The 26,963-nt window shown below is 64.2% G+C and carries 12 protein-coding genes; 6 read left to right on the top strand and 6 right to left on the bottom strand.

Annotated features, from left to right (window positions below; translation table 11 throughout):
- Positions 1–15: 15 nt before the first annotated feature.
- The 6 genes from AC0L2H_RS26490 to AC0L2H_RS26465 form a co-directional block, all read right to left on the bottom strand.
- Positions 16–2,208 (bottom strand): dipeptide ABC transporter ATP-binding protein, encoded by a 2,193-nt coding sequence (locus tag AC0L2H_RS26490; protein WP_473593001.1) that lies wholly within the window; start codon positions 2,206–2,208, stop codon positions 16–18.
- 81 nt (positions 2,209–2,289) lie between these two features.
- Positions 2,290–3,447 (bottom strand): ABC transporter permease, encoded by a 1,158-nt coding sequence (locus tag AC0L2H_RS26485; protein ID WP_473593000.1) that lies wholly within the window; start codon positions 3,445–3,447, stop codon positions 2,290–2,292.
- A gap of 12 nt (positions 3,448–3,459) precedes the next feature.
- Complete coding sequence (locus AC0L2H_RS26480) at positions 3,460–4,494, bottom strand: ABC transporter permease (RefSeq protein ID WP_473592999.1); 1,035 nt, start codon at positions 4,492–4,494, stop codon at positions 3,460–3,462.
- Positions 4,495–4,658: 164 nt separating this feature from the next.
- Complete coding sequence (locus AC0L2H_RS26475) at positions 4,659–6,311, bottom strand: ABC transporter substrate-binding protein (RefSeq protein WP_473592998.1); 1,653 nt, start codon at positions 6,309–6,311, stop codon at positions 4,659–4,661.
- A gap of 271 nt (positions 6,312–6,582) precedes the next feature.
- Positions 6,583–12,633: a translocation/assembly module TamB domain-containing protein gene (locus AC0L2H_RS26470; protein ID WP_473592997.1), complete on the bottom strand. Its 6,051-nt coding sequence runs from the start codon at positions 12,631–12,633 to the stop codon at positions 6,583–6,585.
- Positions 12,634–12,635: 2 nt separating this feature from the next.
- The gene (locus AC0L2H_RS26465) at positions 12,636–14,564 is read right to left on the bottom strand and encodes an autotransporter assembly complex protein TamA (protein ID WP_473592996.1); all 1,929 of its coding nucleotides are present in this window, start codon (positions 14,562–14,564) and stop codon (positions 12,636–12,638) included.
- Positions 14,565–14,892: 328 nt separating this feature from the next.
- On the opposite strand from AC0L2H_RS26465, the gene AC0L2H_RS26460 reads away from it, so the two are divergent.
- From AC0L2H_RS26460 to AC0L2H_RS26435, 6 genes are all read left to right on the top strand, one after another.
- Entirely contained in the window at positions 14,893–20,373 is a 5,481-nt protein-coding gene (locus AC0L2H_RS26460; RefSeq protein WP_473592995.1) for an alpha-2-macroglobulin family protein, read from the top strand.
- A gap of 217 nt (positions 20,374–20,590) precedes the next feature.
- Positions 20,591–22,681, top strand: a complete 2,091-nt coding sequence (pbpC, locus tag AC0L2H_RS26455) for a penicillin-binding protein 1C (RefSeq protein WP_473592994.1) — start codon at positions 20,591–20,593, stop codon at positions 22,679–22,681.
- A 292-nt stretch (positions 22,682–22,973) separates the two neighbouring features.
- The gene (locus AC0L2H_RS26450; protein WP_473592993.1) at positions 22,974–24,002 is read left to right on the top strand and encodes a sulfate ABC transporter substrate-binding protein; all 1,029 of its coding nucleotides are present in this window, start codon (positions 22,974–22,976) and stop codon (positions 24,000–24,002) included.
- Between the two features lie 22 nt (positions 24,003–24,024).
- Positions 24,025–24,876: a sulfate ABC transporter permease subunit CysT gene (gene cysT / locus AC0L2H_RS26445; protein ID WP_473592992.1), complete on the top strand. Its 852-nt coding sequence runs from the start codon at positions 24,025–24,027 to the stop codon at positions 24,874–24,876.
- Complete coding sequence (gene cysW, locus AC0L2H_RS26440) at positions 24,869–25,753, top strand: sulfate ABC transporter permease subunit CysW (RefSeq protein ID WP_473592991.1); 885 nt, start codon at positions 24,869–24,871, stop codon at positions 25,751–25,753. Before cysT ends, cysW begins: the two co-directional genes overlap by 8 nt.
- A 12-nt stretch (positions 25,754–25,765) precedes the next feature.
- Entirely contained in the window at positions 25,766–26,806 is a 1,041-nt protein-coding gene (locus AC0L2H_RS26435; protein ID WP_473592990.1) for a sulfate/molybdate ABC transporter ATP-binding protein, read from the top strand.
- The last annotated feature ends 157 nt before the right edge of the window (positions 26,807–26,963 follow it).

Genomic DNA, 26,963 nt, shown 5'->3' with positions numbered 1-26,963 from the left:
CAGCTTCTTAGCCCGTCAGCTCGGCTTCTTGCCGCGTGGACGCTTCGGCGGAGGACCGGCAAAGCCAGGACCGACACTATGCGGTGCATCTTCCGGCACGCCCTCATGCGCGGCGTGCTCCTTGTCGAACTTGATCACCGGCTCCATCTTGGCCAGCACGTCGTCGGCAAGCCAGCACAGGCTCATATGGCCGTTGCCCAGGTTCTTGACCGGCGGCACTTTCGTCTCGCAGAGATTGTCCGGCACCAGTTTCTTGTAACCGCAGCGCGTCTGGAACGGGCAGCCGGTCGGCGGGTTCATCGCCGATGGAATGTCGCCTTCCAGCACGATGTGTTTCTTCACCACGCTGGTGTCGGCGATGGGGATCGCCGAGAGCAGCGCCTCGGTATAGGGATGATAGGGCGGCGCGAAAATCTGGTCCGTCGTGCCCTGTTCGACGATATAGCCGAGATACATGACGACGACGCGGTCGGCGATGTAGCGCACGACGGACAGGTCGTGGCTGATGAACAGCATCGTCGTCTTGTTCTTGCGCTGGATGTCCATCAGGAGCTCGGTCACCGCCGCCTGCACCGACACGTCGAGCGCCGAGACCGGCTCGTCGGCCACCACCACCTTGGCGTCGCCGGCAAAAGCGCGCGCCACGCCGATGCGCTGTTTCTGGCCGCCTGAAAGCTGGCGCGGCTTGCGGGTCTCGAATGCTCTCGGCAGCTTCACCAGGTCGAGCAGCTCAAGCATGCGCTTGCGCCGTTCGGCGACGTTGTTGCCGACATTGAACTTTTCCAGCGTACGGATGATCTGCGAACCGACGGAGTGGCTCGGATTGAGCGTATCGAATGGATTTTGGAACACCATCTGGATCGACGACACCGTCTCGACGCTGCGCTTCTCGACGCCGGTCGACTGGATCTGCTCGTTGCCAAGCGTCACGCTGCCGGAGCTTGCCGTCTCCAGCCCGAGCAGCACCTTGGCCAAGGTCGACTTTCCGCAGCCGGACTCGCCGACGATGGCGACGGTCTCGGATTCGCGCGCCATGAACGAAATCGTTTCATTGGCCTTGACGACGCGGCCTTCGCTCGAACCGAACACCTCGTTGCCGCCAACCTTGTAATATTTCCTGAGGTCTTCGATCTTGAGCACCGGCGCGCCGGGCACGACGCGCTCGTTGACCTTCTTGGCGCCGGGCGGCAGCGCTTCCCAATCGATCTCGTTGAAGCGCACGCAGCGCGAAAAATGGCCTTCATGGCCCTCGACCGGGATCATCGGGATTTCGGCTGCGTTGCAGACGCCTTCGACGAAATGGTGGCAGCGCGGACCGAAATTGCAGCCCTTCGGCCGCTCGTGCGGCAGCGGCAACTGTCCCGGGATGGAGATCAGCGGCCGCGAATTCTTGTCGGCGCCCGGCAGCGGGATCGAGCGGAACAGGCCTTGCGTATAGGGATGGCGCATCCGGTCGAAGACGTCCTTGATCTTGCCCGTCTCCACCGCTTCGCCCGAATACATCACCGTGATGCGATCGCAGGTCTCCAGGATCAGGCCGAGATTGTGCGACACGAAGATCATCGAGGTGCCGAATTTCTCGCCGAGCCCCTTGACCAGATCGACGATGCCCGCTTCCACCGTCACGTCGAGCGCCGTCGTCGGCTCGTCGAGCAGAAGCAGCGCCGGCTTCGACAGCAGCGCCATGGCAATGACGATGCGCTGCTGCTGACCGCCGGAAAGCTGGTGCGGATAGGAGCGCATCATGCGCTCCGGATCGGGCAACCTCACCGAGCGCACCATTTCGAGCGCGCGTTTATAGGCCTCTTCCTTCGACACCTTGTCGTGGATCAGCGGCACTTCCATGAGCTGCTGGCCGACCTTCATCGCCGGGTTGAGGCTCGCCATCGGCTCCTGGTAGATCATGGCGATCTTGTTGCCGCGGATGGCGCGCAGTTCCTCGTCGGACAGCTCGCCCATATCCTTGCCCTGGAACTTTATCTTTCCGCCGACGATCTTCCCGATGTTGGAGAGGTCGCGCATGATGCCGAGCGAGACGGTCGACTTGCCGCAGCCGCTCTCGCCGACAATGCCCATCGCCTCGCCGGGCATGACGGTGCAGGAAAAGTCCATGACCGCCGGTATCTCTCCCTTGCGGGTGAAGAACGAGATCGACAGGTTCTCGATCTCGATGATCGGCTCTCCGGGATTTCGAACTGCCTCATTCATCGGTCGCTCCAATCCTTATGTGTCAGGCCGTGTTAGTCAGCCAGCCGTTCTCTCGGCCACGCAAGGCCAAAGATCCGTCCGTCAATCCTTCATCGACTGTTCGCGCAGCGAGTCGGCCAGGAGATTAAGGCCCAGCACGAACGACATCAGCGCGATCGTCGGCGGCAGCGCCGGATGGATGTAGGAACGCAGCAGCCGGCTGGCGTCCTTGATCGCGGTGCCCCAGTCCGGGCTCTCCGGCGCCAGCCCCAGCCCGAAATAGCCGAGCGTGCCGAGCAGGATCGTGGTGTAGCCGATGCGCAGGCAGGCATCGACGATCAGCGGCCCGCGCGCATTGGGCAGGATTTCCCACAGCATGATGTACCAGGGCGATTCACCGCGCGTCTGCGCCGCCGCAACATAGTCGCGCGTCTTGATGTCCATGACCAGGCCGCGCACGATGCGGAACACGCCGGGGCTGGAGGCGAACACCACCGCCACGAAGATGTTGAGCTGGTTGGGATCGATGTGGATGATCTTCAGCGGATCCCTGTCGAAGACAAGGCCGGTATAGACCCAGCCGCCAAGGATCAGCGTCAGCCCGAGCAGAATGTAGAGCCGGTCCGGCCGGTTCTTGTAGCGGGTCCAGAACAGCACGCTGAAGAAGATGATCGGAAACAGGAAGAAGATGCCTGCCAGCCCATAGGGGATCGGCGTCTCCATGATGCCCGGCGTCACCAGGAGGTAGAACAGCAGGATCACCGGGAAAGCCAGAACAAGGTTGGCGAGGAAGGACAGCACCGTGTCGATCTTGCCGCCGTAATAGCCGGCAGGCAGGCCGAGCGTGATGCCGACCATCAGCGCGAAACCGGTCGCCGCCGGCGCGATGATCAGCACGATCTGGCTGCCATAGACCATGCGTGAAAACACATCACGGGCGAGCTTGTCGCCGCCGAAGAGGTAGATGAGTCCCGATTTCGGTTCGATCGCGCCTGGCAGCGCGTCCTTCATGATCGGCACCTGGGCGAGCGGATCGAAGGGCGCGACGGTCGATGCGAAGATCGCTGTGAACAGCCAGAACAGACAGATGCCGACACCGACGATGCCGACACCGCTGTCGAAGAGCTGCCCGTAGAGGCCAAGCCTCTTCTTGTAGAGGAAGCTCGCCCCCATGACGATGGCCAGGGCGACCCAGACCGGCCAGAAACGCGCCAGCACGCCAAGCACGATATTGAAGGCGCTGATATATTCGACCTGCATCCGCCCGATCCCCTACTGAACTCTGATACGCGGATTGAGGAACGCGTAGCCGACATCGGAAATGAGCTGCGTGATCAGCACGATGAACACCGAGACCAGCGAACAGCCCAGCAAAAGGTCGATATCGTTGTTGCCGGCCGCCTCGACCAGCGTGTAGCCAAAGCCTTGGTAGCGGAACATCACCTCGACGATGACGACGCCGGTAAGCAGCCAGGGAAATTGCAGCATGATAACGGTGAACGGCGCGATCAGTGCGTTGCGCAGCGCATGCTTGACCACGACGCTGCCGAAGGACAGGCCCTTCAGCCGCGCGGTGCGGATATACTGCTGCGTCATCACCTCGACCATCGAGGCGCGGGTCATGCGAGCGATGTAGCCGATGCCGTAGATCGCCAGCGTCATGACCGGCAGCGTGAAATTATAGAAGGTGATGCCCTGGCTGGCCGAAGCCGCCGAACCGTTCAGTATGCCCAGCCACGAGGCGAAGATGACGGTGAAGATGACGCCCGAGACATATTCAGGTGTCGCCGTCGAGGCGATCGAGGCCACCGACAAGGTCCGGTCGGTTCGCGAACCCTCGCGCATGCCAGCAAGGATGCCGATCAAAAGCGATATTGGCACCATCACCACAAGCACCCAGAACATCAGGATACCGGTGGCGCCGAGCGCCGGAAAGAGCTTTGACGCAACGGTGGTCTTGAACTTGGTCGAGCAGCCGAAATCGCCTTGCAGAACGCCGGAGAATGTCGGCACGACCGGATCGTTGCAGTAGGAAAATCGCTGCGCCGGCTTTCCTGTTTCCGGGTCGGTGACCGGCTGTTTGGGCACGATGCCCAGCCATTGACCGTAACGGACGAAGAAGTTCTGGCGGTAACCATGATTGACAAGCCAGCTTTCGAGCTGCTCGGCCGGGGTATGCATCTCCGTCTGGCTGATCGCCAGCTTCTTCAGATTGGGTTCAAGATTGATCAGGAAGAAGACGATCATCGTCAGGCACAGCATCGTCAATGCCATCGTGCCGAGGCGTCGAAGGATAAAAGAAAGCATGGCGCGGCCCCCTGCCGGTGGGGTTGGGGTCAGGTGCTGTCAACCCTTGATTTGTCGCATGAGCCGGCTTGGAAAGTCAGCAGCCTTTTTGCGCTGACCCCCGTTTTCCGCTCATGTTCGAAACAGGAGGGAGGGGCGAACACCCTCCCTCCCTTTGGCATCGATCAGGCCTGGTCGAGCCAGACCTTGCCATAGTCGCGCTCATACGTCGGGTGCATGGCGTAGTTCTTAACCGCGGCAACCGAGTGGCTGTAAAGCTTGCGCCAATAAGGCTGGATGATGATGCCGGAATCCTGCAGGGTCTGCTCGATGTCCTTCATCATCTCCTTGCGCTTGGCGGCGTCGGCGACGGCGAGCGCCGCATTGAGCTTGGCATCCCACTCCTTGTTGGACCAGGCGGTCTCGTTCCAGGCTTCACCGGTACGATAGCCGATTGCAAGCACCTGGACGCCGAGCGGCCGCATGTTCCAGTTGGTCATGGACAGCGGATACTTGGTCCAGTCGTTCCAGAACGTCGAGCCGGGCAGCACAGTGCGCTTCACCTTGATGCCGGCGTCGCGCAGCTGGGCGGCGATCGCATCGCCGGTGTTCTTGTGCCAGTCTTCGTCGACCGTGATCAGTTCATGCTCGAAATCGGCCTGGCCGGCTTCGGCCATCAGGGCCTTGGCCTTGGCGGGATCACGAGCGACTTTCGGCAGCTCGTAATATTCCGGATGAATGGCGCAGACATGGTGGTTCTCTGCCACGGTTCCGGCATTGCCGTAACCGAGCTGGAGAACGACGGCGTTGTCGACGCCGAGCTGCAGCGCCTGACGCACCTTCTGGTCCTCGTAAGGCTTGTTGGCGACGTTGGTGCGGCAGACGATGGTCGCTGCGGTGACCACCTCGGACTTCGCCAGATCCATGCCGTCGAGGATCGACACGTAGTCGGCCGACGTCTCGAAATTGGTGTGGACTTCACCCGCCTCGAAAGCGCTGACCATGGCCGCCGGATCGGTGCCGTAGTCGATGAATTCGACGCCGTCGAGGAAGACCTCGCCGTCCCACCACTTGTTGTCTTCACGACGCTTGTAGACCACCTTCTGGCCGACATCGTAGGACACGAGCTCGAACGGGCCGGTGCCGATCGGGCAGGCCTTGAAGTCGCCGCCCTTCTCATCGAACGTCTTGTGGACGATGAGGCCGGGATAGTCGCACATGTTCGGGATGAGCGCGATATCAGGCGAGCTGAGCTTCAGCTTGACGGTCATGTCGTCAACCTTGGTTACGGCGCTTTCGTCCAGCTTGTCGTCCTTGACCAGCGAGCCGAGGCGGCCGGGCATGGAATTGCCTTCGGCTTTCTTGTCGGCCCAACGCTTGAGGTTGAAGATGACGTCATCGGCGTTGAATGCATCGCCGTTCGACCAGGTCACGCCCTTGCGCACATGCAGCGTGTATTCGGTCGCGTCGTCGTTCACGTCCCAACTCTCGAGCAGATAGGGGCGGAACGTGTATTCGTTCGTGTACTTGACCAACGGCTCGAGCGCCTGACGCTCGGCGTTGGCGATTTCGGACCAGTCGGATTTACGCGGATCCTTCGGATCCTTGATCCACTGCGCGACCTTCAAGATGCCACCCTTCTTGCCCTGCACCTCTTCCGCCTTGGCGGGCGTAGGATCGGCGAGGCCGAGCATGCCATAGGCCATCGCCGTGGATGCGCCAAAGACGCTGGCCAAGGCGAGAAATTCGCGGCGATCCATTTTTCCTGCCTTGGCTTCTTCGGCCATTGCCAGGATATGATCCGGAACGCGGTCACCATTACTTTTGTAGATTGCCATGACTGACTCCCATTGTTGGCTTTCTGCCTTTTAACATTCCGCATCCGCGCCGTGTTGTCAAAGACAGCGAGGATTGGGGAACATGCAGGGAATGTGCAACTTTGAAAGGCGGGCAGTTCGCGTGATAACGACAGTCTTGGCGCAAATTTGCTACTGCCGGCAGATTCGCTCGAATCTCCAGCCCTGACCAAACTGATACATTCGCCCAGTTCCAAACAGCGCCAGCCAATGCCGGACATGGTGCCAAACAGCGCCGCCGCTGTCGGCCGGCTCAGTACTCGCGCTCGTAGAAAATGCCGCCCTTGGCTTCGCCGGCATCGTTGGCCTCGCCGCGCAGTTTGACGCCGCGCCCGACATTGAGATCGATCGTCGCCTTGCCCGATCCCGGCTTGTCGCCCTTCTGGATGGTGACATAGGTGCGGTCGTTGAGGTATTTGCCCGCCGAGACGGCGGTGCCGCCCTTGTCGTCCGTCGTCACGTCGAGATCGTCGACGCCGATCGCGCTGCGCAGGTTTTCAAGCAGCGAGGTCGAGCCGCCGACGCCGGCGAGCTGCGCAGCCGCTTCAGCGAGCTGGGCAATCTGCAGCGGCGACAGGTTCGACATCGATCGGCCGAAGATCAATTGTGCCAGCACCTCGTCCTCCGGCAGCGCCGGCACCGAGGAGAAGGTGAATTTCGGATTGGTCGCCTCGCCCGAAACGACGATGGTGACGGTAGCGCTTGCCGTGGTGGATGTTGCGGTCAGGTTGAGATAGGGCACCAGCGAGCCCGAAAAGCCGACCGTGCCTTCGGTGAAGGTCAGCCGCTTGCCGAGGATCGTCAGCCGCCCGCGTTGCAAGGTGAAGGTGCCGACCGCTTGCGGTGACGAAGCCGGACCGGTCAGCTTGAGCGAACCGCCAAGCTCGGCGTCGACGCCCCTGCCCTGGATGAAGATCTGGTTCGGCGCGTTGACCGTGACGTCGAGGTTGAGGCCGCTGCCGCCACTGCCGCCGCTCGCGGTTGGCGGACGCAGTGCCTTGTCCTGCGCGCGCACGGCGCCTGGCGCGTTCTTGTGCTTGACGTCGAGCGCCGCCAGCGAGCCCGGCAGCTTTTCGGGAACGGTAATCACGGTCTTGGCCAGATTGATGGTGCCCGAAATCACCGGCGCCGAAGCAAGCGGTCCCTTGATCGTCAGGTCGCCGCCGAGATTGGCGGTGACCACCCTGCCATCGGTGTAGCGGCCGTCGACGAGCCTGACCGACAGGTCGGCCGGAAACCCTTGTGCCGCATCGATGCCGACCGTACCGCTGGCCGACAGGCTGCCGCGCGTCGACAGCGTGCCCGTCAGGCGGTTGATCCTGGCGACGCCGCTGCCGATCGCGACATCGGCAGTGATATCGTTGATGGCAAGGCCCGAGCGCGCGTCGATCAGGCGGGCGCCCGATGTGCTGACGGTTCCGCCGATCACCGGTGACGTCGCCGGTCCGCGCACCTGCACATTGACATTGGCCGTGCCGCTCAGCGACAGGCCTTGCGCGGCAAGTGTCCGGGTGAGGAAGGCAAACGGCACCTTGCCGGAAAAGTCGAGCGCCAGCGCCGGCCTGCCCGCAGTCGTCACCGTGCCGCCGCCCTTGAGGCCAAGACCGGCACCGTCGCTGATGTTGGCGTCGAAAGCCAGCCTGTTGCTGGCGAAGCTGCCGGAGGACGACACGCTCATGCCGCCGAAGCCGGCGCCACGGGTCTGTGACGTCTGGATGCCTGCGGCGTCCATCTTGAAGGCCACGGCGGGATTGGCCGGCGCGCCTGTCACCTTGACCGTGCCCGAGATCGAGCCTGCGGCATCGAGCCCCGGTGAAAAACTGTTGGCGAGCGAGACCGGCACCCGCGCCAGCGTCGCGTTGAGATCGAGCGCCTGCCCGACCTTGCCTGTCACCGTCGCCGTGCCGCCGCCGAGGTTGAGCACCAGCCTGTCCAGGCTGGTCGTACCGTTGGCGATGGTGACGGTCGAGGCCTGGGCGATGGCCGCCTTGATACCTTGAACCGTCGCCTGGCCGGAATTGAGCTCGACCGTCGTGGTGCCATTGGTGACCCTGACGCGGCCGGCGGCCTTGGCGGGAATGTCCTTGACGGTGGCCCCGCCGGAAAAGCCGGTCCAGTCGCCATCGCGCTTCAGGTCGACATCGATGCCGCGGATGACGGTACCGCCCGAGGTGACGCTGTCGGCGCGGACCTTGCCGGAGATCACCGGCGCGGCGAGATAATTGGCGATCAGCGCGTCGATGGTGACCGTCTTTGCCGAGAGGTCGCCGCGTGAGATCGAAGCCGTCGACGCCTTGATGGCAACGTTGGGGGCATTGCCGGTCTTCGAGAAGGCAATCGTGCCGCGCACGTCGCCTTCCGCCTTTTCCAGCGCAAGTGCGGCAAGCGGTCCGATGTCAGGCAAATCGAGCGCCACGGTGCCTTCAGGCACGAAGGCATCATCGAGCGCCAGATCGCCGGAGATCCGGTTCTTGCCGAGCGACAGCAACAGGCCGTTGATGGCGCGCTTGCCGTCGGATGTCGCCAGCACGGCGCTGCCTTGCAGGGCCTGGCCGGCGACATTGCCGGTCAGCTGCACATTGGCCGCAGGGTTGGCGGCATCGGCCTTGCCGTTGGCGGTGAGCCGCAGCCCGGTGATCTCGCGTTCGGCCACCGAAAGCCGGTCGCTGTTCACCGTCAGCGACAGGTCGGGCGCGGTGCTCGGCCCTTGTGCGTTGAGTGCGAACGCAATGGCGCCCCTGGCATCCTTCGACAGAAGCGAGATGTCGGCCAGCGCGCCCTTGATGTCGGCCACGAGTTTGCTGTCGGCAAGGCTGGCTTTTCCATCGGCGGTCAGCGCGCCGGACACCAGCTTGATCGCATCGGCGGTGACATTGCCGTTGGCATCGCGCTTCAGCGCTGCGCTGACTTCCGTCCGCTCGCCAAGCACGCCACGCGCTGCCGCAGGCAGGGCCGCGGACGCTGCATCCGCCCTGAGGTTGAGGTCGATGGCGCCGTCGGTTAGCGAGACCTTGCCGTTGAAGGCGCTGTTCAGCGCGTCGCCCACCACCGAGCCGCTGTCGATCACGATGGTGTCGGCGGCGAGGCTGCCGGCGACCTTGGCTGTGATCTTGCCGGCGATCAGCGGCGCTATGGTCGGATTGTCGAGACCGATCTTGGCCGCCGTCACCGTGCCGGAAATCGGCCCGGTCCGGCTCTTCACGTCGAAGGCATCGGAGTGCAACGCCAGCGCGATGCCCTCGACCTTGGCCAGCTTGGTCGCCACCGAAGGCAGATTGGCAGAAATATCGAGCTTCGGCTGCGTGCCTTGCCCCGCTGCCTTCACCGACAGCGCTTGCAGCTCGAGCTTGATCGGGCTCTCGGCGCTGCCGAGGGCCAGCGGCAGGCTCGGGCCGGTCGAGGCAAGGTCGAGCGAGAAATCGCTGATGCCATTCGGATTGATCGTACCGGCCGCCTTGCCGGAGACCTTTTCGCCGGCAAGCGTCGCCTGGTCGATCGCTACGCCACCGGCGGACGAGAAACTGCCTGCCGCATCGAGATCGAGCGGACCAAGTGCGGCCTGGCGGGTCTGGCTGGTCTCGGCGCCAGCGAGCTGCATATTGAAACGGATGTCTGGGCTGGCCGACGGTCCCGTTACCTGCACCGTCCCGCCCAACGTGCCCGCCGCGTCGAGGCCAGGCGAGAAATCATTGGCAAGGGCGGCCGGAAGCGCCGAAAATTCGGCAGCGAGGTCGAGCGTCTGGCCGGCGGTGCCGGAGACGGTCACCGAACCGCCACCAACGTCGAGCACCAGCTTTTCGATGCTGGCCGCGCCATTGGCAATGCTCAAGCTCGATGGCTGCGCGATCGCCGCCTTGATGCCGCGAACGGTCGCTTCGCCCGAGGCGATCTCGACGCTGGTCGTGCCGTCCGCGATCCTCACCCGCCCGGCGGCCGTGGCCGGAATGCCTGATATGGTGGCGCCGCCGGTGAAATTGGTCCACTCGCCGTCGCGCTTCAGGTCGACGCCGATACCGCTTATGATGGTTGTTCCCGAATTGACCGTATCGGCCTTGATCGTGCCTGATATGGCCGGACCCTTGAGATAGTTGGCGACCAGCGCGTTGACGGCGATGGTCTTCGCCGCCAGGTCGCCGCGCGAAATCGAGGCGCTCGTCATGTCGATCGCGACCGTCGGCGCGCCACCATCATCGGAGAAGCGGATGCCGCCCTCTACGTCGCCAGTCGCCGTCTGCCCGGCAAGTGCCGCCAGCGGGCCGATATCGGGCGCTTCGAGCGTCAGCGTGCCGAGCGGCAACAGGCCGTCGCCGAGCGCAAGGTCGCCGGAGACCTTGTTGTCGCCCAGCGCCAGGCTGAGCCCGTTGATGGACCGCTTGCCGTCATTCGTCACCAACGACGCCTTGAGGTCGAGCGGCTGGTCGTCGACCGACCCGGTCAATGAGACATCGGCCGCCGGGCTGGCAATGTCGGCCTTGCCCTTCGCGCTCAACTGGACGGTCTTCACCGTGCGGCCCGATGCGGTCAGGCTGTCGCTGTCGGCAGACACCGAGAAATCCGGCGCCGAGCGCGCGCCGCTCGCGGTCAGCGCGAAATTGACGGCTCCGCCGACCGGCACGCCGACCATGGGCGACAGCACCGAGACATCGCCGAGCGTCCCCTTGACGTCGGCCTGTATGTCGGTGCCGGTCGCGCTGGCGGTGCCGCTGGCGCTGAGCGCGCCGGAAGTGAATTGCAGTGAATTGGCGGCGAACGAGCCTTGCGGATCGCGGGTTGCCGTGGCGGAGAATGTAACGCGCTCGCCGAGAACCGGGCGGATCTGCGGCGGCAGCGCCGTCGAGGCCGCATCGGCATTCATCTTGAGCGTCATCGCCAGATCGGCCAGCGTCACCTTGGCGGTGACCGAGGCATTGAGCGCATCGCTGCGCAACGTACCCTGATCGACGGAAATCTCGTCCTTGCTGACCGAACCGGTGAGATCGGCGGTGACCTTGCCGGTCACCAGCGGCGCCAGCGTCGCGACATTTGTGTTGAGGCCGCCGGCCGCGAGCTTGATGCTGACCGGCCCGCTGCGATCCTGGATGTCGAAGCCGTCGGAATGAATCTGGGCGGTGAGATTGTCCAGCCGAGTGCCGCCCGCCACCACCGAGACCAGAGATGCGCCGATGTCGACGATCGGCGCCTTGCCGCCGCCGAAGGCGCGGGCGGTGGCGCCTGTGAGCGCCACGGTCACCGGCTGCGCCGCGCTGCCCAGGCTGAGCACGATGGGCGGTCCCTTGGCGGCGAACTCGACCGCAAGGTCGCTGGCGCCGTTGGGGTCGATGATACCGGCGGCAGTGCCGTGCACGGCATCGCTGTCGACGTTGGCGCGCTCGACATCGATGCCGCCCGCGACCATGGCGGTCCCGGCAAGGTCGAAGCTGGTCTTGCCGGCAAACAGCGGTTTCAGATTCTCCGGCACGAAGCGCGCGAAATCGCCGTCACCCTTGGCCTCGACATGGCTGCCCCTGTCGGTGAGCTGATGCCGGCCGGTGAGCTGGGTGACGATCTGGCCGCCGACGACGAAGGTGCCGACACCGTTCCAGTTGGCGATAGGCCCCGTGCCCGAAACGACGATGTCTACCGGCGGCGCATCCGGCAGATTGAGCAGATTGGCGATGATGCCGCCGGCCGGCTCGGATGCCTTGAGATCGAGGTCGAGCTTGTTGTCGGCGGGCGCGAAATTGATTTTTGCCTCGACCCTGCCTTGCCTGCCGTCGTGGCGGGTGATGTCGAGGTTGGTTTCGACCGCCAGCGGCGCCGCATCGGCCTTGAGCGCGCCCTTGGCCGCGAGTTCGGCGATGCCGCTGCCGGCCAGAGCCTGCCCGAGCGCGATCTCGGGGAGTTCGATCTGTCTGATATCGACGGAAACCGGCAGCGTGGTCGCACCACCTTGGCTCGGCTGCGTGCTGGCCACCGGCAGACGCGCCAGTTCGATGCGCCCCGCGGCGACGCGGTCGGCGCTGAAGCTCTTGGACAGAAGCGCCCGCGGCGACCAGTCGACGGCCAGTTTGCGGGCCACCAGCCAGGCGCCCTCGCGATCTTCCAGCACGACATGATCGACGGTCAGCGCGCCGGACCAGATGCCGTCGATGCCGTTGACCGTGACTTTGCGATCGTCGGTCGACGCCATGGTCGAGATGATGCCGGCAAGGTTTGCGCGGCCGCGCTCGGTCTTGGTCAGCACAACGAGCGCACCCACGACCGCCGCCACCACGATGAGCAGCGTGTAAAGGACAATGCGAAGGATGCGCTTGAACATCTTCATCGTCAGAACGCCTGGCCGATGCCGGCATAGATGCCGAAATGGGGGTCGCCGCGGTCACGATTGAGCGGCACGGCGGCGTCGATGCGCAATGGACCGAACGGTGTGATATAGCGCAAGCCTACGCCGGCCCCGACCTTCATGTCGGCGAAATCCGGGAATGATTTGGTCGAGACGGTGCCGGCATCGACGAACGGCACCACGCCGATCGTGTCGGTGATGGCGATGCGCATCTCGACCGAGGTCTCGAACAAGGAAAGCCCGCCGATCGGCTGTCCGTCAATGTCCTTCGGGCCGATGCCCTGATAGGCATAGCCGCGCACCGAACCGCCGCCGCCGGAATAGAAGCGCCGGTCGGCTGGAACATCCTGAAGGCCGGCGCCAACGATCGATCCAATGGCGACGCGTTCGGCAAGCACGAATTTCGAGGCCGTATCGAGCGACTGGTATGCCGATCCCTCGCCCTTCAGCTTGAGGAAGGCGGCGCCGTTCAAAATGTCGTAGCTTGGCTCGGCATAGGCCAGCACCCGGAATCCCCGCGTCGGATTGAGCCGGCTGTCGCGGTTATCATAGACATACTGCAACGGGATGCTGGCGATCAGATAGGTGTGCTTGCCGAAGGCGTCGCGGATCTTCGAATAGTCGAGCGCGACTTCGGCGGAAACCGTCTGCTTCTTGTCGAGTTCGTAGGACAGGCCGGTGTTGCCCTTGACCGAGAAATGGTCATAGGCGTCGGGGTGCTCCAAGACGGTCTTGACGCCGGCGAAGAATTTCGACGCCGGCCCGACCACGCCCGGTTTTTCGAACATGATGCCGGCATTGTAGTTGAGTTCGGTCAGGTCGTTGCTGCCGATGCCGCTGATGGCGCCCTCGATGCGCAGCTTCTCGGCCCGGCCGAACAGATTGCGGTGACCCCAATAGCCTTCCAGACCCAGCCCCTCGGTGTTGGAGAGCGTGCCGCCAACGCCGAAATAGCGAGGCTTGCGTTCGCTGACCTGGACACCGATCGGGATGTTGCCTTCGGCATCGAGACTGTCGGCCTCCTTAAGTGTGACGCTGTTGAACACTTCCAGCCCGAGCAGCCGGTCGCGCGCGTCGTCGATTTCATCGGGCGAGTATTGGCGGCCGCGCTTCAGGCCGGTCATGTATTCGGTGAAGTCGCGATCGACCTTCTCGGTGCCTTCGACCGTGGTGTCGCCGTAGCCGGCGACCGGTCCGGCCGCCACGGTGAGCGTCACGTCGAGCGTCGAGGTGGCGTGGTCGGCGACGATCTCCTGGCCTGTCACCTTGGCCAGCGGCCTGCCCTCCGCCTTCAGCGCCCGCACGATCGCCGCTTCGGCCTTGAGCACGGCGCCGGATCCGGCATCGCCGCCGGCGATCAGCCCGAAATCGGCGCTCGCCAACCCCGCCGCATCGCCCTTCAGCCGGATATTGCCGAGCGTGAACTTCGGCCCTGCCGCTATGCCGATCACCACCGGTATCGGTTGTGGTCCCGAAAATTCAGCGTCGGGCGGCAATTCGTCGAGCGGCTTTCCCTCAATGGTGATGGTGACGACGCCCTCATAGCGGGCGTCCGCGTAAAGCGCGGCGACCAGCTGTTCGCGGTCGCCGCGTGCCTTGGCCAACAGCCCGAGCGAACCGGAAACCGGGCGCTCTTCGTCGTTTTTCAACGTCGAGGCGTTTTCGAGTTTTTTGACGAGATCCTTGTCGGCGTCGGGTGCATCGATGGTAACGGCATAGCGCAGCGGGTCGACAATATCGGCGTCCTCGTCGCTGGAAGAACCCCACAATTTGATGCCGAATAGCTCGAAAGCCGTTGCATTTCGGCCTTCGGCAAGCAGTGCGGCCCAGCATATCAAGGCGAAAAGCAGGGTACGCGAAAGCCCGCGCAGTGACGCTCCTCCACCCGACATCTGCCTTTTACGCACCAACATTATAACTCTAACCTAACTCGCAAAACTAAAATTGGAATGAAGTTCTGAATTGCTCGTAAAGGGGCCACAATCCAATTGTCTGAAATGGGCCGGGCTTGGAATTCACACCTTCTGCGTCGCCGCAAGAAAGCGTGATCCCTGTCCTATGGAGGTACTACCGGTCATCGGCCGGAAAGGAAACCGTTGGCAGGCGGACCCTGCCGCGTCCCGTGTTGACAAGCTTCGGTGAAGCCTGAACATGCCGGGAACGTTTGAAGCGTCGCATCGTGCCTTCCGAAAATCGATCCCGATTTTCGGGCCGATGCGAAAGCAGTGTCTGGAGGGTGTTATGGCAATGCGCGCGGCTCGTGGTCTGTCTATCCTTATCCTTCTCTTTTTCGCCTGGGGCGGCATCGCGCAAGCGGCTGAAGCGCGGCGAATCACAACGACGGACAATTCCGACTATTTCGGTTTCGACCTCCGGTCCGACCAGAATGTCAGCCTCGACCAGTGCAAGACCACATGCCTCGGCGACCCCGCCTGCCGCGCCTTCACCTACAATCTCAAGGCCAAGTGGTGCTTCCTCAAATCCGACTATAACCAGCTGAAGTCCTTCAACGGCGCTGTCGCCGGCAAGATCGTCAACGTCGTTGGAGACCCCGACATCGGCGCACCGCCGGAACTGGCCTTCTTTCCCGCCTGGATGGCCGACCAGGCCCAGCAATACCGCAACGGGCTCACCGGTCCGGCCTACACCAAGCCGACCGAAGGGCTGACGGCATTGCGGGCGGCGGCCGAACAGGCGGTGCGGACAGGCGACCATCGCTCGGCCATGCAGAAATACGAGGCGGCGGTCTCGGTGATGCCCGACGATGGCCATCTCTGGCTGGAGCTGGCGCGCGAGACGCTTGCCGTGCAGCCGGTCGCCAACACGTCCGAGGCCTCGACCTTGCCGGCAAACGCTACCTCCGCCGGTTTCAACGCCTACAAGCTGCTGCGCACCACCAGGACACGGGCCGATGCGCTGGCATTGCTCGGCGACGGGCTTGACCGCCGCGATCTCTACCGGCCGGCCCTGCTGTCCTACGAAGCGAGCCTCGCGCTGGTCAGTTCGCCGGGGGTCCGCGCCGCCTATCAGGACCTCAAGGCGCGCAAGGGCTTCCGCGTCATCGACCACACCGTCGATGCCGACACCAGCGCACCGCGCATCTGCGCGCAGTTTTCCGAGGAATTGGTCAAGACCGGCATCGACTATGCGCAGTTCGTCACTGTCGACAACGCCGCCCCCAAGGGTGTCGAGGCCAAGGACAAGCAGATCTGCGTCGAAGGGCTCGAGCACGGCCAGCACTACGAAGTGACCTTCCGCGCCGGCCTGCCGGCGGCCATCGGCGAGACGATCGCGGCACCTGTGGTGCTGTCGATCTATGTCCAGGACCGCGCCCCGTCCGCCCGCTTCACCGGCGACAGCTTCGTGCTGCCGGCCGGCGCACGCCGCGGCATTCCGGTCGTCACCGTCAACATGAACGCCGCCAAGATGAAGCTCTACCGCATCGGCGACCGCTCGCTGGCCCAGCTTCTGTCCGGCTACCAGTTCCTGCGCCAGCTCGACGGCTACGACATCTCCAACATTTCCGACCAGATGGGCTCGCCTGTCTGGGAAGGCCAGTTGGACATCGCCAGCGACCTCAACAAGGAAGTCACCACGTCCTTCCCGGTCGACGAGGCGCTGCCGCAGCGCAAGCCCGGCGTCTATGTGCTGACCGCGCAAGCGACCGACGACAAGAGCGACGACTATGATTCGCGCGCCACGCAGTGGTTCGTCGTTTCCGATATCGGCCTGTCGACCTACACCGGTCAGGATGGGCTCAACGTCTTCGCCCGTTCGCTTGGAAGCGCCAAGCCGATCGCCGGCGCCGAGCTGACGCTGCTGGCCAGGAACAATGAAATCCTCGGCACCGCGACATCGGACGCCGAGGGTCGCGCCGTCTTCAACCCTGGCCTGACGCGCGGCGACGGCGGCATGGTGCCGGCCGTGCTGATGGCCAGGCAGGGCGACAACGACTTCGTCTTCCTCGACATGGGCCGAGCCGGCTTCGACCTGTCCGACCGTGGCGTCACCGGGCGCGCAGCACCGGGCGCGCTCGACGTCTATGCCTGGACCGAGCGTGGCATCTACCGCGCCGGCGAGGACGTCCATGTCGCCGCCCTTGCCCGCGACGGCGCCGCCAAGGCGGTCGAGAACCTGCCTCTGACCTTCATTTTCACACGTCCCGACGGTGTCGAGAACCGCCGCATCGTCAGCGATGGCGCGTCGGCCGGTGGCCATGCCGTCGACCTGCCGCTCGAACCCAATGCCATGCGTGGCACCTGGACGGTGGCGATCCACACCGATCCCAAGCAGCCGGCGGTCGCCAGCCAGATGTTCCTGGTCGAGGACTTCGTGCCGGATCGCATCGAGTTCGACCTCAGTTCCGACAAGCAGGAAATCGCCCAGGGCGAAACCGCCAATGTCACCGTCGACGGCCGTTTCCTCTATGGCGCGCCGGCCGCGGGCCTGGCGCTTGAAGGCGAACTGACGCTGTCGACCGCGCGCGACTGGGACCGCTTCAAGGGTTATTCCTTCGGCCTTGCCGACGAGCAGTCGGCCGAGCCCTCGGTGACGCCGTTCACCGGCCTGCCTGTGGTCGGCGAGGATGGCAAGGCGACCTTTCCGGTTTCGGTCGATCAGTTGCCCTCGACCACCAAGCTCGTAGACGCCAAGGTCACGGTCAGGATGCGCGAGACCGGCGGCCGCGCCGTCGAGCGCTCGCTCAATATCGGCATCCGCCCGCAAGGCCACATGATCGGCATCCGTCCGGATTTCGACGGCGACGAGGTGCCGCAAGGCGGCACGGCGAAGTTCAGCCTGATCGCCGTCGATCCCGACGGCAAGCGCGAGGCGCTGAAAGGCGCGCAATGGTCGCTGGTCAAGGTCGAACGCAATTACCAATGGTACCGCTCGAGCAATTCCTGGAACTATGAGCCGGTCACCTTCACCAAGGCGGTGGCCAACGGCCAGGTCGACCTGAGCGCCGACGGCGAGGCCACGGTGTCACTGCCGGTCGACTGGGGCCGCTACCGGCTTGAGATCGAGACGTCGGATCCGGAAGGCCCGGCGACCAGCTATGAGTTCGACGCCGGCTGGTATGTCTCCTCCACCACCACCGAAACGCCTGACGGTCTCGAGATCGCCCTCGATAAAGACAACTATGCTGCGGGCGAAGTGGCCAAGCTCAAGGTCTCGCCGCATTTTGCCGGCGAGCTGCTGGTCACCATCGGCGCCGACAAGCTGTTGAAGACCGTCACCGCCACGGTGCCGGCCGGCGGCAGCATCATCGATATCCCGGTCGGCGACGACTGGGGCGCCGGCGCTTACGTAACGGCAACGCTGTTCAGGCCGGGCGACGCGCAGGAAACACGCATGCCGGCGCGCGCCATCGGCGTCAAATGGCTGAAGGTCGATCCGGGCTCGAAGCAGCTTGCCGTCGCCTTGACGCCGCCGGACAAGACCATGCCGCGCCAGCAGCTGTCGATCCCGGTTTCCGTGGCCGGCGTGCAGCCGGGCAGCAACGCCTATGTCATGGTTGCGGCCGTCGATGTCGGCATCCTCAACCTCACCAACTACAAGGCGCCGGATCCGGAGGACTGGTTCTTCGGCCAGCGCATGCTGGGGCTTGAAGTGCGCGACCTCTATGGCCGCCTGATCGACGGCTCGCTGGGCACCACCGGCAAGCTGCGCACCGGCGGCGACGGCGCCAATATGCAGGCGCAAGGCAGCCCGCCGACCGAAAAGCTGGTCGCCTTCTTCTCCGGCCCGGTCGAGCTCGACGCCGACGGCAAGGCGAGGATCGACTTCGACATCCCGCAGTTCAACGGCACCGTGCGCGTCATGGCCGTCGCCTGGACCAGGGATGCGGTCGGCCATGCCCAGTCGGACGTCATCGTGCGCGATCCCGTCGCGATCACCGCCGGCCTGCCGCGCTTCCTGGCGCCCGGCGATGCCGCCGTGATGCGGCTCGACGTCGCCGATACCGACGGCCCGGACGGCGACTACAAGCTGACCATCGACACGATAGGTGATCTGTCGACCGGCAATGCCGCCCTCCCCGAAAAGCTGACGCTCGCCAAGGGCAAGCGGCAGACGCTGACCGTGCCATTGATCGCCCAGACGGCGGGCAACGCCTCGATCACCGTCAAGCTTGCCCATGCCGACGGCACCGCCGTCGAACAGACGCTCCATGTTCCGGTGCGCCCGGCACAATTGCCGGTGATCACCCGCATGGTCGTCGATCTCAAGGGCAATGGCGGGTCGCTGCGCGTCGACAAGGAGCTTCTCGCGGCAAGCCTGCTCGACGGCGCTTCCGTCAGCGTTGGCGTTTCGCAGGCGGCCGCCTTCGACGTGCCCTCGCTCCTGATGACGCTCGACCGCTACCCCTATGGCTGCGCCGAGCAGACGACCAGCCGCGCCATGCCGCTTCTCTATGTCAACGAGATGGCGTCGGGCATCGGCATGGCCAGCGACCCGGACCTGCACGGCCGCATCCAGGACGCCATCTACAAGGTGTTGAGCTACCAGGCCTCGGCCGGCAGCTTCGGCCTGTGGGGCCCGGGCTCCGGCGATCTGTGGCTCGATGCCTATGTCACCGACTTCCTGACCAGGGCGCGCGAGCAGAAATACGATGTGCCGACCCTGGCGATGAGCCAGGCGCTGAGCAATCTGCAGAACTCTATCGGCTACGATCAGGACGTCCAGGATCGCGGCAGCGAGATCGCCTACGCGCTCTATGTGCTGGCCCGCAACAAGAAGGCCTCGGTCGGCGATCTGCGCTATTATGCCGACACCCAGCTCGAAGCCTTCACCAGCCCGATGGCCGTGGCCCAGCTGGCGGCAAGCCTGGCGCTCTACGGCGATACGCAGCGTTCGGAGGCAACCTTCCAGACGGCATTGCAGCTCGCCAAGTCGACCACGGAGTACGACTATTACCGCTCGGACTACGGTTCGCGGCTGCGTGACGGCGCGGCGATGCTGGCGCTTGCGGCCGAATCGAAACCGGTGCCGACGATCGTGCCGGAATTAATCACGCTGGTGACCCAGGAGCGCGCCGAAGCCCGCTGGACGAGCACCCAGGACGAGTCCTGGATGCTGCTGGCGGCTCGCGCGCTGAAGGCCGGCAACGATGCGATCGCGCTGACCATCAACGGCGCGCCGCACAACGGCGCCTATTCGGACCAGTTCGCCGGCAGCGACCTGGCGGATAGCCCGCTGACCGTCGCCAACACCGGCGGCAACCCGTTGCAGGCGGTCGTCACCACGGTCGCCTCGCCGATCCAGCCGCTGCCGGCCGGCGGCGACGGCTTCACTATCGGGCGCACCTACTACAAGCTCGACGGCACCGAGGCCAATGTCACCGAGGCCAAGCAGAACGAACGCTATGTCGTCGTGCTCAAGGTCTACGAGCAGAACACCTGGCCTTCGCGACTGCTGATCACCGACCTGTTGCCGGCCGGCTTCGAGATCGACAATCCGGGCCTTGTCTCCAGCGCCCAGTTGACGAACTTCTCCTGGCTGGCGCAGACCGACGCCGCGCATCTGGAATTCCGCGACGACCGTTTCGTCGCGGCCTTCAACCCGAAAGATGGCGATGGCGATCGCAACATTACGCTGGCCTACGTCGTGCGCGCGGTGACGCCGGGCACCTATGCCCATCCCGCGGCAACGGTGGAGGATATGTACCGGCCGCAATATTCGGCCCGTACCGCCACTGGCATGATGGAGGTCAAGGCGCCGTAAGGCACCGTTGGTGACGATCATGGTCCTGGCGATGGCGCTGCCCCTCATTGCCCTGCCGGGCATTTCTCCCCGTATTGAGACGGGGAGAAAGACGCTCGCGTCGAGGTTTTCGCCAACCTCGAACGTCGCAGAAAACGCGCCGAGGGTCGCGGCAGTCCCCTTCTCCCCGTCACTATACGGGGAGAAGGTGCCGGCAGGCGGATGAGGGGCAGCGCCAATGCTTCCCCAAAGATTTCTCCGCTATGCAGCTATCGCAGGCATCTCCCTTGCTTGCTTTGTGGCCCTCTCCGCAGCCACACTCTGGCAGCTCGACAGCGCCTTTCCGCCGCCGCTGCCGGCGAAGCTTGCGGTGTCCACCGAAGTGCTCGATCGCGACGGCCAGCTCCTGCGCGCCTTCGCCACGCAGGACGGCTACTGGCGGCTCGAAACCCGGCTCGACCAGGTCGACAAGCAATTCGTCGACATGCTGGTGACCTATGAGGACAAGCGCTTCTGGGATCATGACGGCGTCGACGTGCTGGCGCTGGCCCGGGCCGCCGGCCAGTTCGCGACCAGCGGCCATATCGTCTCCGGCGGCTCGACGCTGTCGATGCAGCTTGCCCGGCTGATCGAGCCGCGCGACAGCCGCAGCCTCGGCTCCAAATTCAAGCAGATGCTGCGTGCCATCCAGATCGAGCGGCGGCTCACCAAGCGCGAGATCCTCGAACGCTATCTGACGCTGGCGCCCTATGGCGGTAATCTCGAAGGCGTGCGCGCCGCCTCGCTAGCTTATTTCGGCAAGGAGCCGAAGCGGCTGACGGTTTCGGAGGCAGCGCTCCTCGTCGCCCTGCCGCAATTGCCGGAAAAGCGGCGCCCCGACCGCAATTTTAAAATCGCCCACGCCGCCCGCGACCGGGTGCTGGCCCGCATGGTTTCATCAGGCCGGCTCGGCGAACGCGAGGCCGCACGCGCCGCACTCGACGATGTCTCGCAATTGCGGCGCAGCTTGCCGGCGCTCGCCGCCCATGCCGCCTATGTGATGCTGCCCAAGGCCGTTCCCGGCCAGAAGCTGCAACTGACGATCCGCAAGAGCGTCCAGGAGGGGCTGGAGCAGGTGGCCAGGGACGCCGCCACCAGGCTCGGCCCTCGCCTGTCGGTTGCCATGGTGCTCGCCGATTCCCGCACCGGCGACATCCTCGGCGAGGTCGGCTCGGCCAATTATTTCGACGCCAGCCGTTCCGGCTGGATCGACATGACCAGGACCGTCCGTTCGCCCGGCTCGACGCTGAAACCGTTCATCTACGGGCTCGCCTTCGAGCAGGGGCTGGTGGCGCAGGAGACGCTGATCGAGGACAGTCCGGCTGATTTCGGCGGCTACCGGCCGAAGAACTTCGACATGGGCTACCAGGGAGACGTCAGCATCCGGCAGGCGCTGCAACTGTCGCTCAACGTGCCGGCGATCCGGGTGCTCGACGCGGTCGGGCCGGCGCGGCTGATGGCGCGCTTCCGCCAGGCCGGCGTGACGCCGATCCTGCCCGTCAACGAGGCGCCGGGCCTCGCCATCGGCCTTGGCGGCGTCGGCGTGACGCTGCGTGACCTGGTCCAGCTCTATACCGGGCTCGCCAATGGCGGCAAGGCGAACACGCTGCATGACGGCACCGAGCCGGCGAATGCCGAACGCTCCACCACCACCATCCTCGACGGCCAGGCAAACTGGCAGATCACCGACATATTGTCGGGGGTCAAGCCGCCCGAAGGGGCCATGCAGCGCGGCATCGCCTACAAGACCGGCACCTCCTATGGTTACCGCGACGCCTGGTCGGTCGGTTTCGACGGGCGTTATGTCCTGGGCGTCTGGGTCGGCCGTCCCGACGCCGGTGCGGTACCGGGCCTGTCCGGCTATGTCTCGGCCGCACCCATCCTGTTCGAGGGCTTCGTCCGCTCGGGCCTTGCCACTGTCCCACTGCCCAGCCAGCCGGCCGGCGTCAGCAGACCGAAGCGCGATGATCTGCCGGTGACGCTGGCCCGCTTCGGCGCCGGCGCCGACGGACTGGCGCAGGCCGCAGTGACCGAACCCGCGCCGACCATCATCTTCCCACCCGATGGCGCCCGCGTCGATCTCGGCACCGCCTCGGCCGACGCCTCGCCGCTGGTGCTTAAGCTGCAAGGCGGCCGCGCGCCGTTCCGCTGGCTGGCCAATGGCAAACCGCTTGTCGGCATCGACCGTCGCCGCACCGCGACCTGGCAGCCGGACGGCGCCGGCTATTCCACGCTCACCGTGATCGATGCGGCCGGCCGCGCCGCCAGCGTGAAAGTCTTCGTTGAATAGAATGCGCCAAGCGATTCAGTGCATTGGTTTTCCGGAAGCGCGGCGGAGAGCGGGATATCATTTGATGCGCGTTGCGAGGCACCCGCGCTTCGCGCCGGCTTGTCGAAGCATCGACGGTTTCTAGACAGATCGGCTGATGGCGCGGATTCCGTCAGCCGGCCTCACGAAGAAGAAATTTCTCCATAGGTCCAAAGACCGGCGGAAAATTGCTTCAAGAGGGCAAAAAAGGCAACATTTAATGCATCTTAATTCTATCAATTCGGTAGATTGATGGCGTTCAACGGAGGCGGAAATGACCAAACCTCATTTCAGGAAACTGCTCGGCGCACTGGTCGCCACATCCGTCCAGTTCGGCACCCTCGGTTTCGCGTTTGCCGATACCACAATTCTCAACGTATCCTATGATCCGACGCGTGAACTCTACAAGCAGTTCGACGAGGCTTTCACTGCCCACTGGAAGGCCGAGACCGGCGAGACGGTGACCATCCAGCAGTCGCATGGCGGATCGGGCGCCCAGGCCCGCGCCGTGATCGACGGCCTCGACGCCGACGTGGTGACGCTGGCGCTTGAGGGCGACATCAACGCCATCGTCTCGAAATCGCAGAAGATCAATCCAGACTGGCGCACCAAATTCGAGAACAATTCGGCCCCCTACACCTCGACCATCATCTTCCTCGTCCGCAAGGGCAACCCGAAGGGCATCCATGACTGGAGCGATCTGGTCAAGGACGGCGTCCAGGTGATCACACCCAACCCGAAAACCTCCGGCGGCGCGCGCTGGAACTATCTTGCGGCCTGGGCGTACGCCAACGCCAACGATGGCGGCGACGAGGCCAAGACCAAGGAATTTGTTGGCAAGCTTTACGCCAATGTCCCGGTTCTCGACACCGGTGCGCGCGGCTCGACCGTGACATTCGCGCAAAAGGGCCTGGGCGACGTGCTGCTGGCTTGGGAAAATGAGGCTTACCTGGCGCTCGACGAGTTCGGCGCCGACAATTTCGACATCGTCTATCCGCCGACCTCGATCCTGGCCGAGCCGCCGGTGGCCGTGGTCGACGCCAATGTCGATGCCAAAGGCACCAGAAAGGTCGCCGAAGCCTATCTGAGCTACCTCTATTCCAAGGAAGGCCAGACGCTGATCGCCAAAAATCATTATCGCCCGTCGAAGCCCGATCTGGTACCGCCGGAGGATCTCGCCAAGCTGCCCGAGATCAAGCTGATCACCATCGACGATCCGCTTTTCGGCGGCTGGAAGAAGGCACAGCCTTACCATTTCGGCGACGGTGGTATATTCGACCAGATCTACAAGCCGGCCCAGTAAGCTAACTCTAGACCAGGACGATATGACCACAGCACCCGCAGGAGCGGGGTGGCGGTTCAGACAGCCGAGCGTCATTCCGGGTTTCGGATTAACGCTCGGCTTCTCGCTTGCCTACCTCACGCTCATCATCCTCATTCCCCTGTCTGGGCTGATCTGGCGATCGGCCGCGCTCGGCTGGGCCGATTTCTGGGCGATCGCCACCGACCGCCGCACCATCAACGCGCTCGAAATCAGCTTCGGCACCGCCTTCATCGCCGCAGCCGTCAATGTCGTCTTCGGCACGATCGTCGCCTGGGTGCTGGTGCGATACAATTTCCCCGGCCGCCGCATCGTCGACGCCATGGTCGACCTGCCTTTCGCCCTGCCGACGGCCGTGGCCGGCATTGCGCTGACCACGCTCTACGCGCCGAATGGCTGGGTCGGCAGCCTGCTTTCGCCGCTCGGCATCAAGGTTGCCTATACGCCGCTCGGCATCGTCATCGCGCTGATCTTCATTGGCCTGCCCTTCGTCGTGCGCACCGTTCAGCCGATCATGGAGGAGATCGACAAGGAGGTGGAGGAAGTGGCCGCCACGCTTGGCGCCAATCGCTTCCAGATCATCTCCCGGGTGCTGCTTCCGGGGCTCGCGCCGGCCATTGTCACCGGCTTCGCGCTGGCCTTTGCCCGCGGCGTCGGCGAATACGGTTCCGTCATCTTCATCGCCGGCAATCTGCCTTACAAATCCGAGATCGCGCCGCTGCTGATCGTCATCCGGCTTGAGGAATACAACTACGAGGCGGCGACCGCGATCGCGGCGATCATGCTGGCGCTGTCGTTCGTGATGCTGCTGGTCATCAACCTGGTGCAGACCTGGAGCCGCAAGCGCTATGGCTGACCCCGAGATCAAATCCTACGCGCCGCATCACGAAAGCCGGTCGGCGGCGGTGACGGAAAGTCCCACGGCACGAGCCGTGCTGATGATCGTGGCTTTTGCATTCCTCGGTGTTTTCCTGCTGCTACCGCTGATCATCGTCTTCAACGAGGCCTTTTCGAAGGGCCTCAGTGCCTATACGGAGGCGCTGTCCAACCCCGATACGCGCTCGGCGATCCGCCTGACGCTGCTGGTGGCGGCGATCTCGGTGCCGCTCAACGTCGTCTTCGGCATCTCGGCCGCTTGGGCGATCGCCAAGTTCGAATTCAAGGGCAAGGCCTTCCTCACCACGCTCATCGACCTGCCCTTTTCGGTCTCGCCGGTCATATCGGGCCTGGTCTATGTGCTTCTGTTCGGCGCTCAAGGCTTGCTTGGCGGGTGGCTGAAGGCGCATGGCATCGTCATCCTGTTTGCGGTGCCGGGCATTGTCCTGGCCACCATCTTCGTCACTTTTCCTTTCGTCGCCCGCGAGCTGATCCCGCTGATGCAGGAGCAAGGCAATGGCGATGAGGAGGCAGCACTCTCGCTTGGCGCCAATGGTTGGCAGATCTTCTGGTACGTGACACTGCCCAACGTCAAATGGGGATTGCTGTACGGCGTGCTCCTGTGCAATGCCCGCGCCATGGGCGAATTCGGCGCGGTCTCGGTCGTGTCGGGCCACATCCGCGGGCTGACCAACACCATGCCGCTGCACGTCGAAATCCTCTATAACGAGTATAACGCCGTCGGCGCCTTTGCCGTCGCTTCGCTGCTTGCCGGCCTGGCGCTGGTGACGCTGGTCTTGAAAACACTTCTCGAGATGCGCTACGGCGCCGAGATCGCCGCGACGCGCGGACATTAGAAGGTTCTGTCGATGGAAGTTCGCGTTGCCAACGTGCGCAAGGAGTTTGACCGGTTTCCGGCGCTTCGCGACGTTTCGTTAGACATCAAGTCCGGCGAACTGATCGCTCTGCTTGGCCCATCCGGTTCCGGCAAGACGACGCTGCTCAGGCTGATCGCCGGGCTGGAACGGCCGACGCGGGGGAAGATCTTCTTCGGCGACGAGGACGCCTCGCACAAGTCGATCCAGGAGCGCAATGTCGGCTTCGTCTTCCAGCATTATGCGCTGTTTCGCCATATGACGGTTGCCGACAATATCGGCTTCGGTCTGAAGGTCCGTCATGGACCGACACGCCCATCGGCGCAGGAGATCCGTCGCCGCGCCTCCGAGCTTCTCGACCTCGTCCAGCTCTCGGGGCTGGAAAAGCGCTATCCGGCGCAGCTTTCCGGCGGCCAGCGCCAGCGCGTGGCGCTGGCGCGCGCCATGGCGATCGAGCCGCGGGTGCTTTTGCTCGACGAGCCGTTCGGCGCACTCGACGCCCAGGTACGCCGTGAACTGCGCCGCTGGCTGCGCGACATTCATGACACGACCGGCCACACCACGGTCTTCGTCACCCACGACCAGGAAGAAGCGCTGGAGCTTGCCGATCGTGTCGTGGTGATGAGCCAGGGACGCATCGAGCAGGTCGGCACCGCCGACGATATCTACGACACGCCGAACTCGCCCTTCGTCTATGGCTTCATCGGCGAATCGAGCTCGGTCCCGGTCAAGGTCGAGGATGGCCAGGTCTGGATCGCCGACCGGCCGATTGGGCTTTCCGCGCCGCAGGCGCCGGAAGGGCAAGCGACGCTGTTCTTCCGCCCGCACGATGTCGAATTGGTGGATGGCTGCAGCGGCTGCATCGCCGGCACAGTCGCCGCCAGCCGCCGTGTCGCCGGCACGAGGCGCGTGGAACTCGAAATCGGCGGCGAGCGCCAGCGCGTCGAGATCGAACTGCCCGTCGACCACCCGGCGGCGCAGAAAAGCCGCGTGGCGTTCAGGCCGCGGCGCTGGAAGCTTTTTCCGGCAGCGTAGATGGTTTGCTGCCCGGTAGAATTGCCTCCGCGTAGCAGGAACAGTCGAAAAGACTCTGTTGGAAGAAAATCCTACCGACTGGCTGTTTCGACAACGTATTTTCTAATGCCATCACCATAGCTCCGGCCTGCGTGCCTCGTGCAGCCAAGCATCGCCC

The organism is Mesorhizobium sp. WSM4871 (assembly GCF_055811295.1).
This window is presented reverse-complemented; position numbering and strand designations above follow the sequence as displayed.

Excerpts from the sequence above, each read along its gene's own strand:
- AC0L2H_RS26480 (WP_473592999.1), bottom strand. The coding sequence starts at position 4,494 with ATGCTTTCTTTTATCCTTCGACGCCTCGGCACGATGGCATTGACGATG.
- AC0L2H_RS26490 (WP_473593001.1), bottom strand. The coding sequence starts at position 2,208 with ATGAATGAGGCAGTTCGAAATCCCGGAGAGCCGATCATCGAGATCGAG.
- AC0L2H_RS26470 (WP_473592997.1), bottom strand. The coding sequence starts at position 12,633 with ATGAAGATGTTCAAGCGCATCCTTCGCATTGTCCTTTACACGCTGCTC.
- AC0L2H_RS26485 (WP_473593000.1), bottom strand. The coding sequence starts at position 3,447 with ATGCAGGTCGAATATATCAGCGCCTTCAATATCGTGCTTGGCGTGCTG.
- AC0L2H_RS26465 (WP_473592996.1), bottom strand. The coding sequence starts at position 14,564 with ATGTTGGTGCGTAAAAGGCAGATGTCGGGTGGAGGAGCGTCACTGCGC.
- cysW (WP_473592991.1), top strand. The coding sequence starts at position 24,869 with ATGGCTGACCCCGAGATCAAATCCTACGCGCCGCATCACGAAAGCCGG.
- cysT (WP_473592992.1), top strand. The coding sequence starts at position 24,025 with ATGACCACAGCACCCGCAGGAGCGGGGTGGCGGTTCAGACAGCCGAGC.
- AC0L2H_RS26460 (WP_473592995.1), top strand. The coding sequence starts at position 14,893 with ATGGCAATGCGCGCGGCTCGTGGTCTGTCTATCCTTATCCTTCTCTTT.
- AC0L2H_RS26475 (WP_473592998.1), bottom strand. The coding sequence starts at position 6,311 with ATGGCAATCTACAAAAGTAATGGTGACCGCGTTCCGGATCATATCCTG.
- AC0L2H_RS26435 (WP_473592990.1), top strand. The coding sequence starts at position 25,766 with ATGGAAGTTCGCGTTGCCAACGTGCGCAAGGAGTTTGACCGGTTTCCG.
- pbpC (WP_473592994.1), top strand. The coding sequence starts at position 20,591 with ATGCTTCCCCAAAGATTTCTCCGCTATGCAGCTATCGCAGGCATCTCC.
- AC0L2H_RS26450 (WP_473592993.1), top strand. The coding sequence starts at position 22,974 with ATGACCAAACCTCATTTCAGGAAACTGCTCGGCGCACTGGTCGCCACA.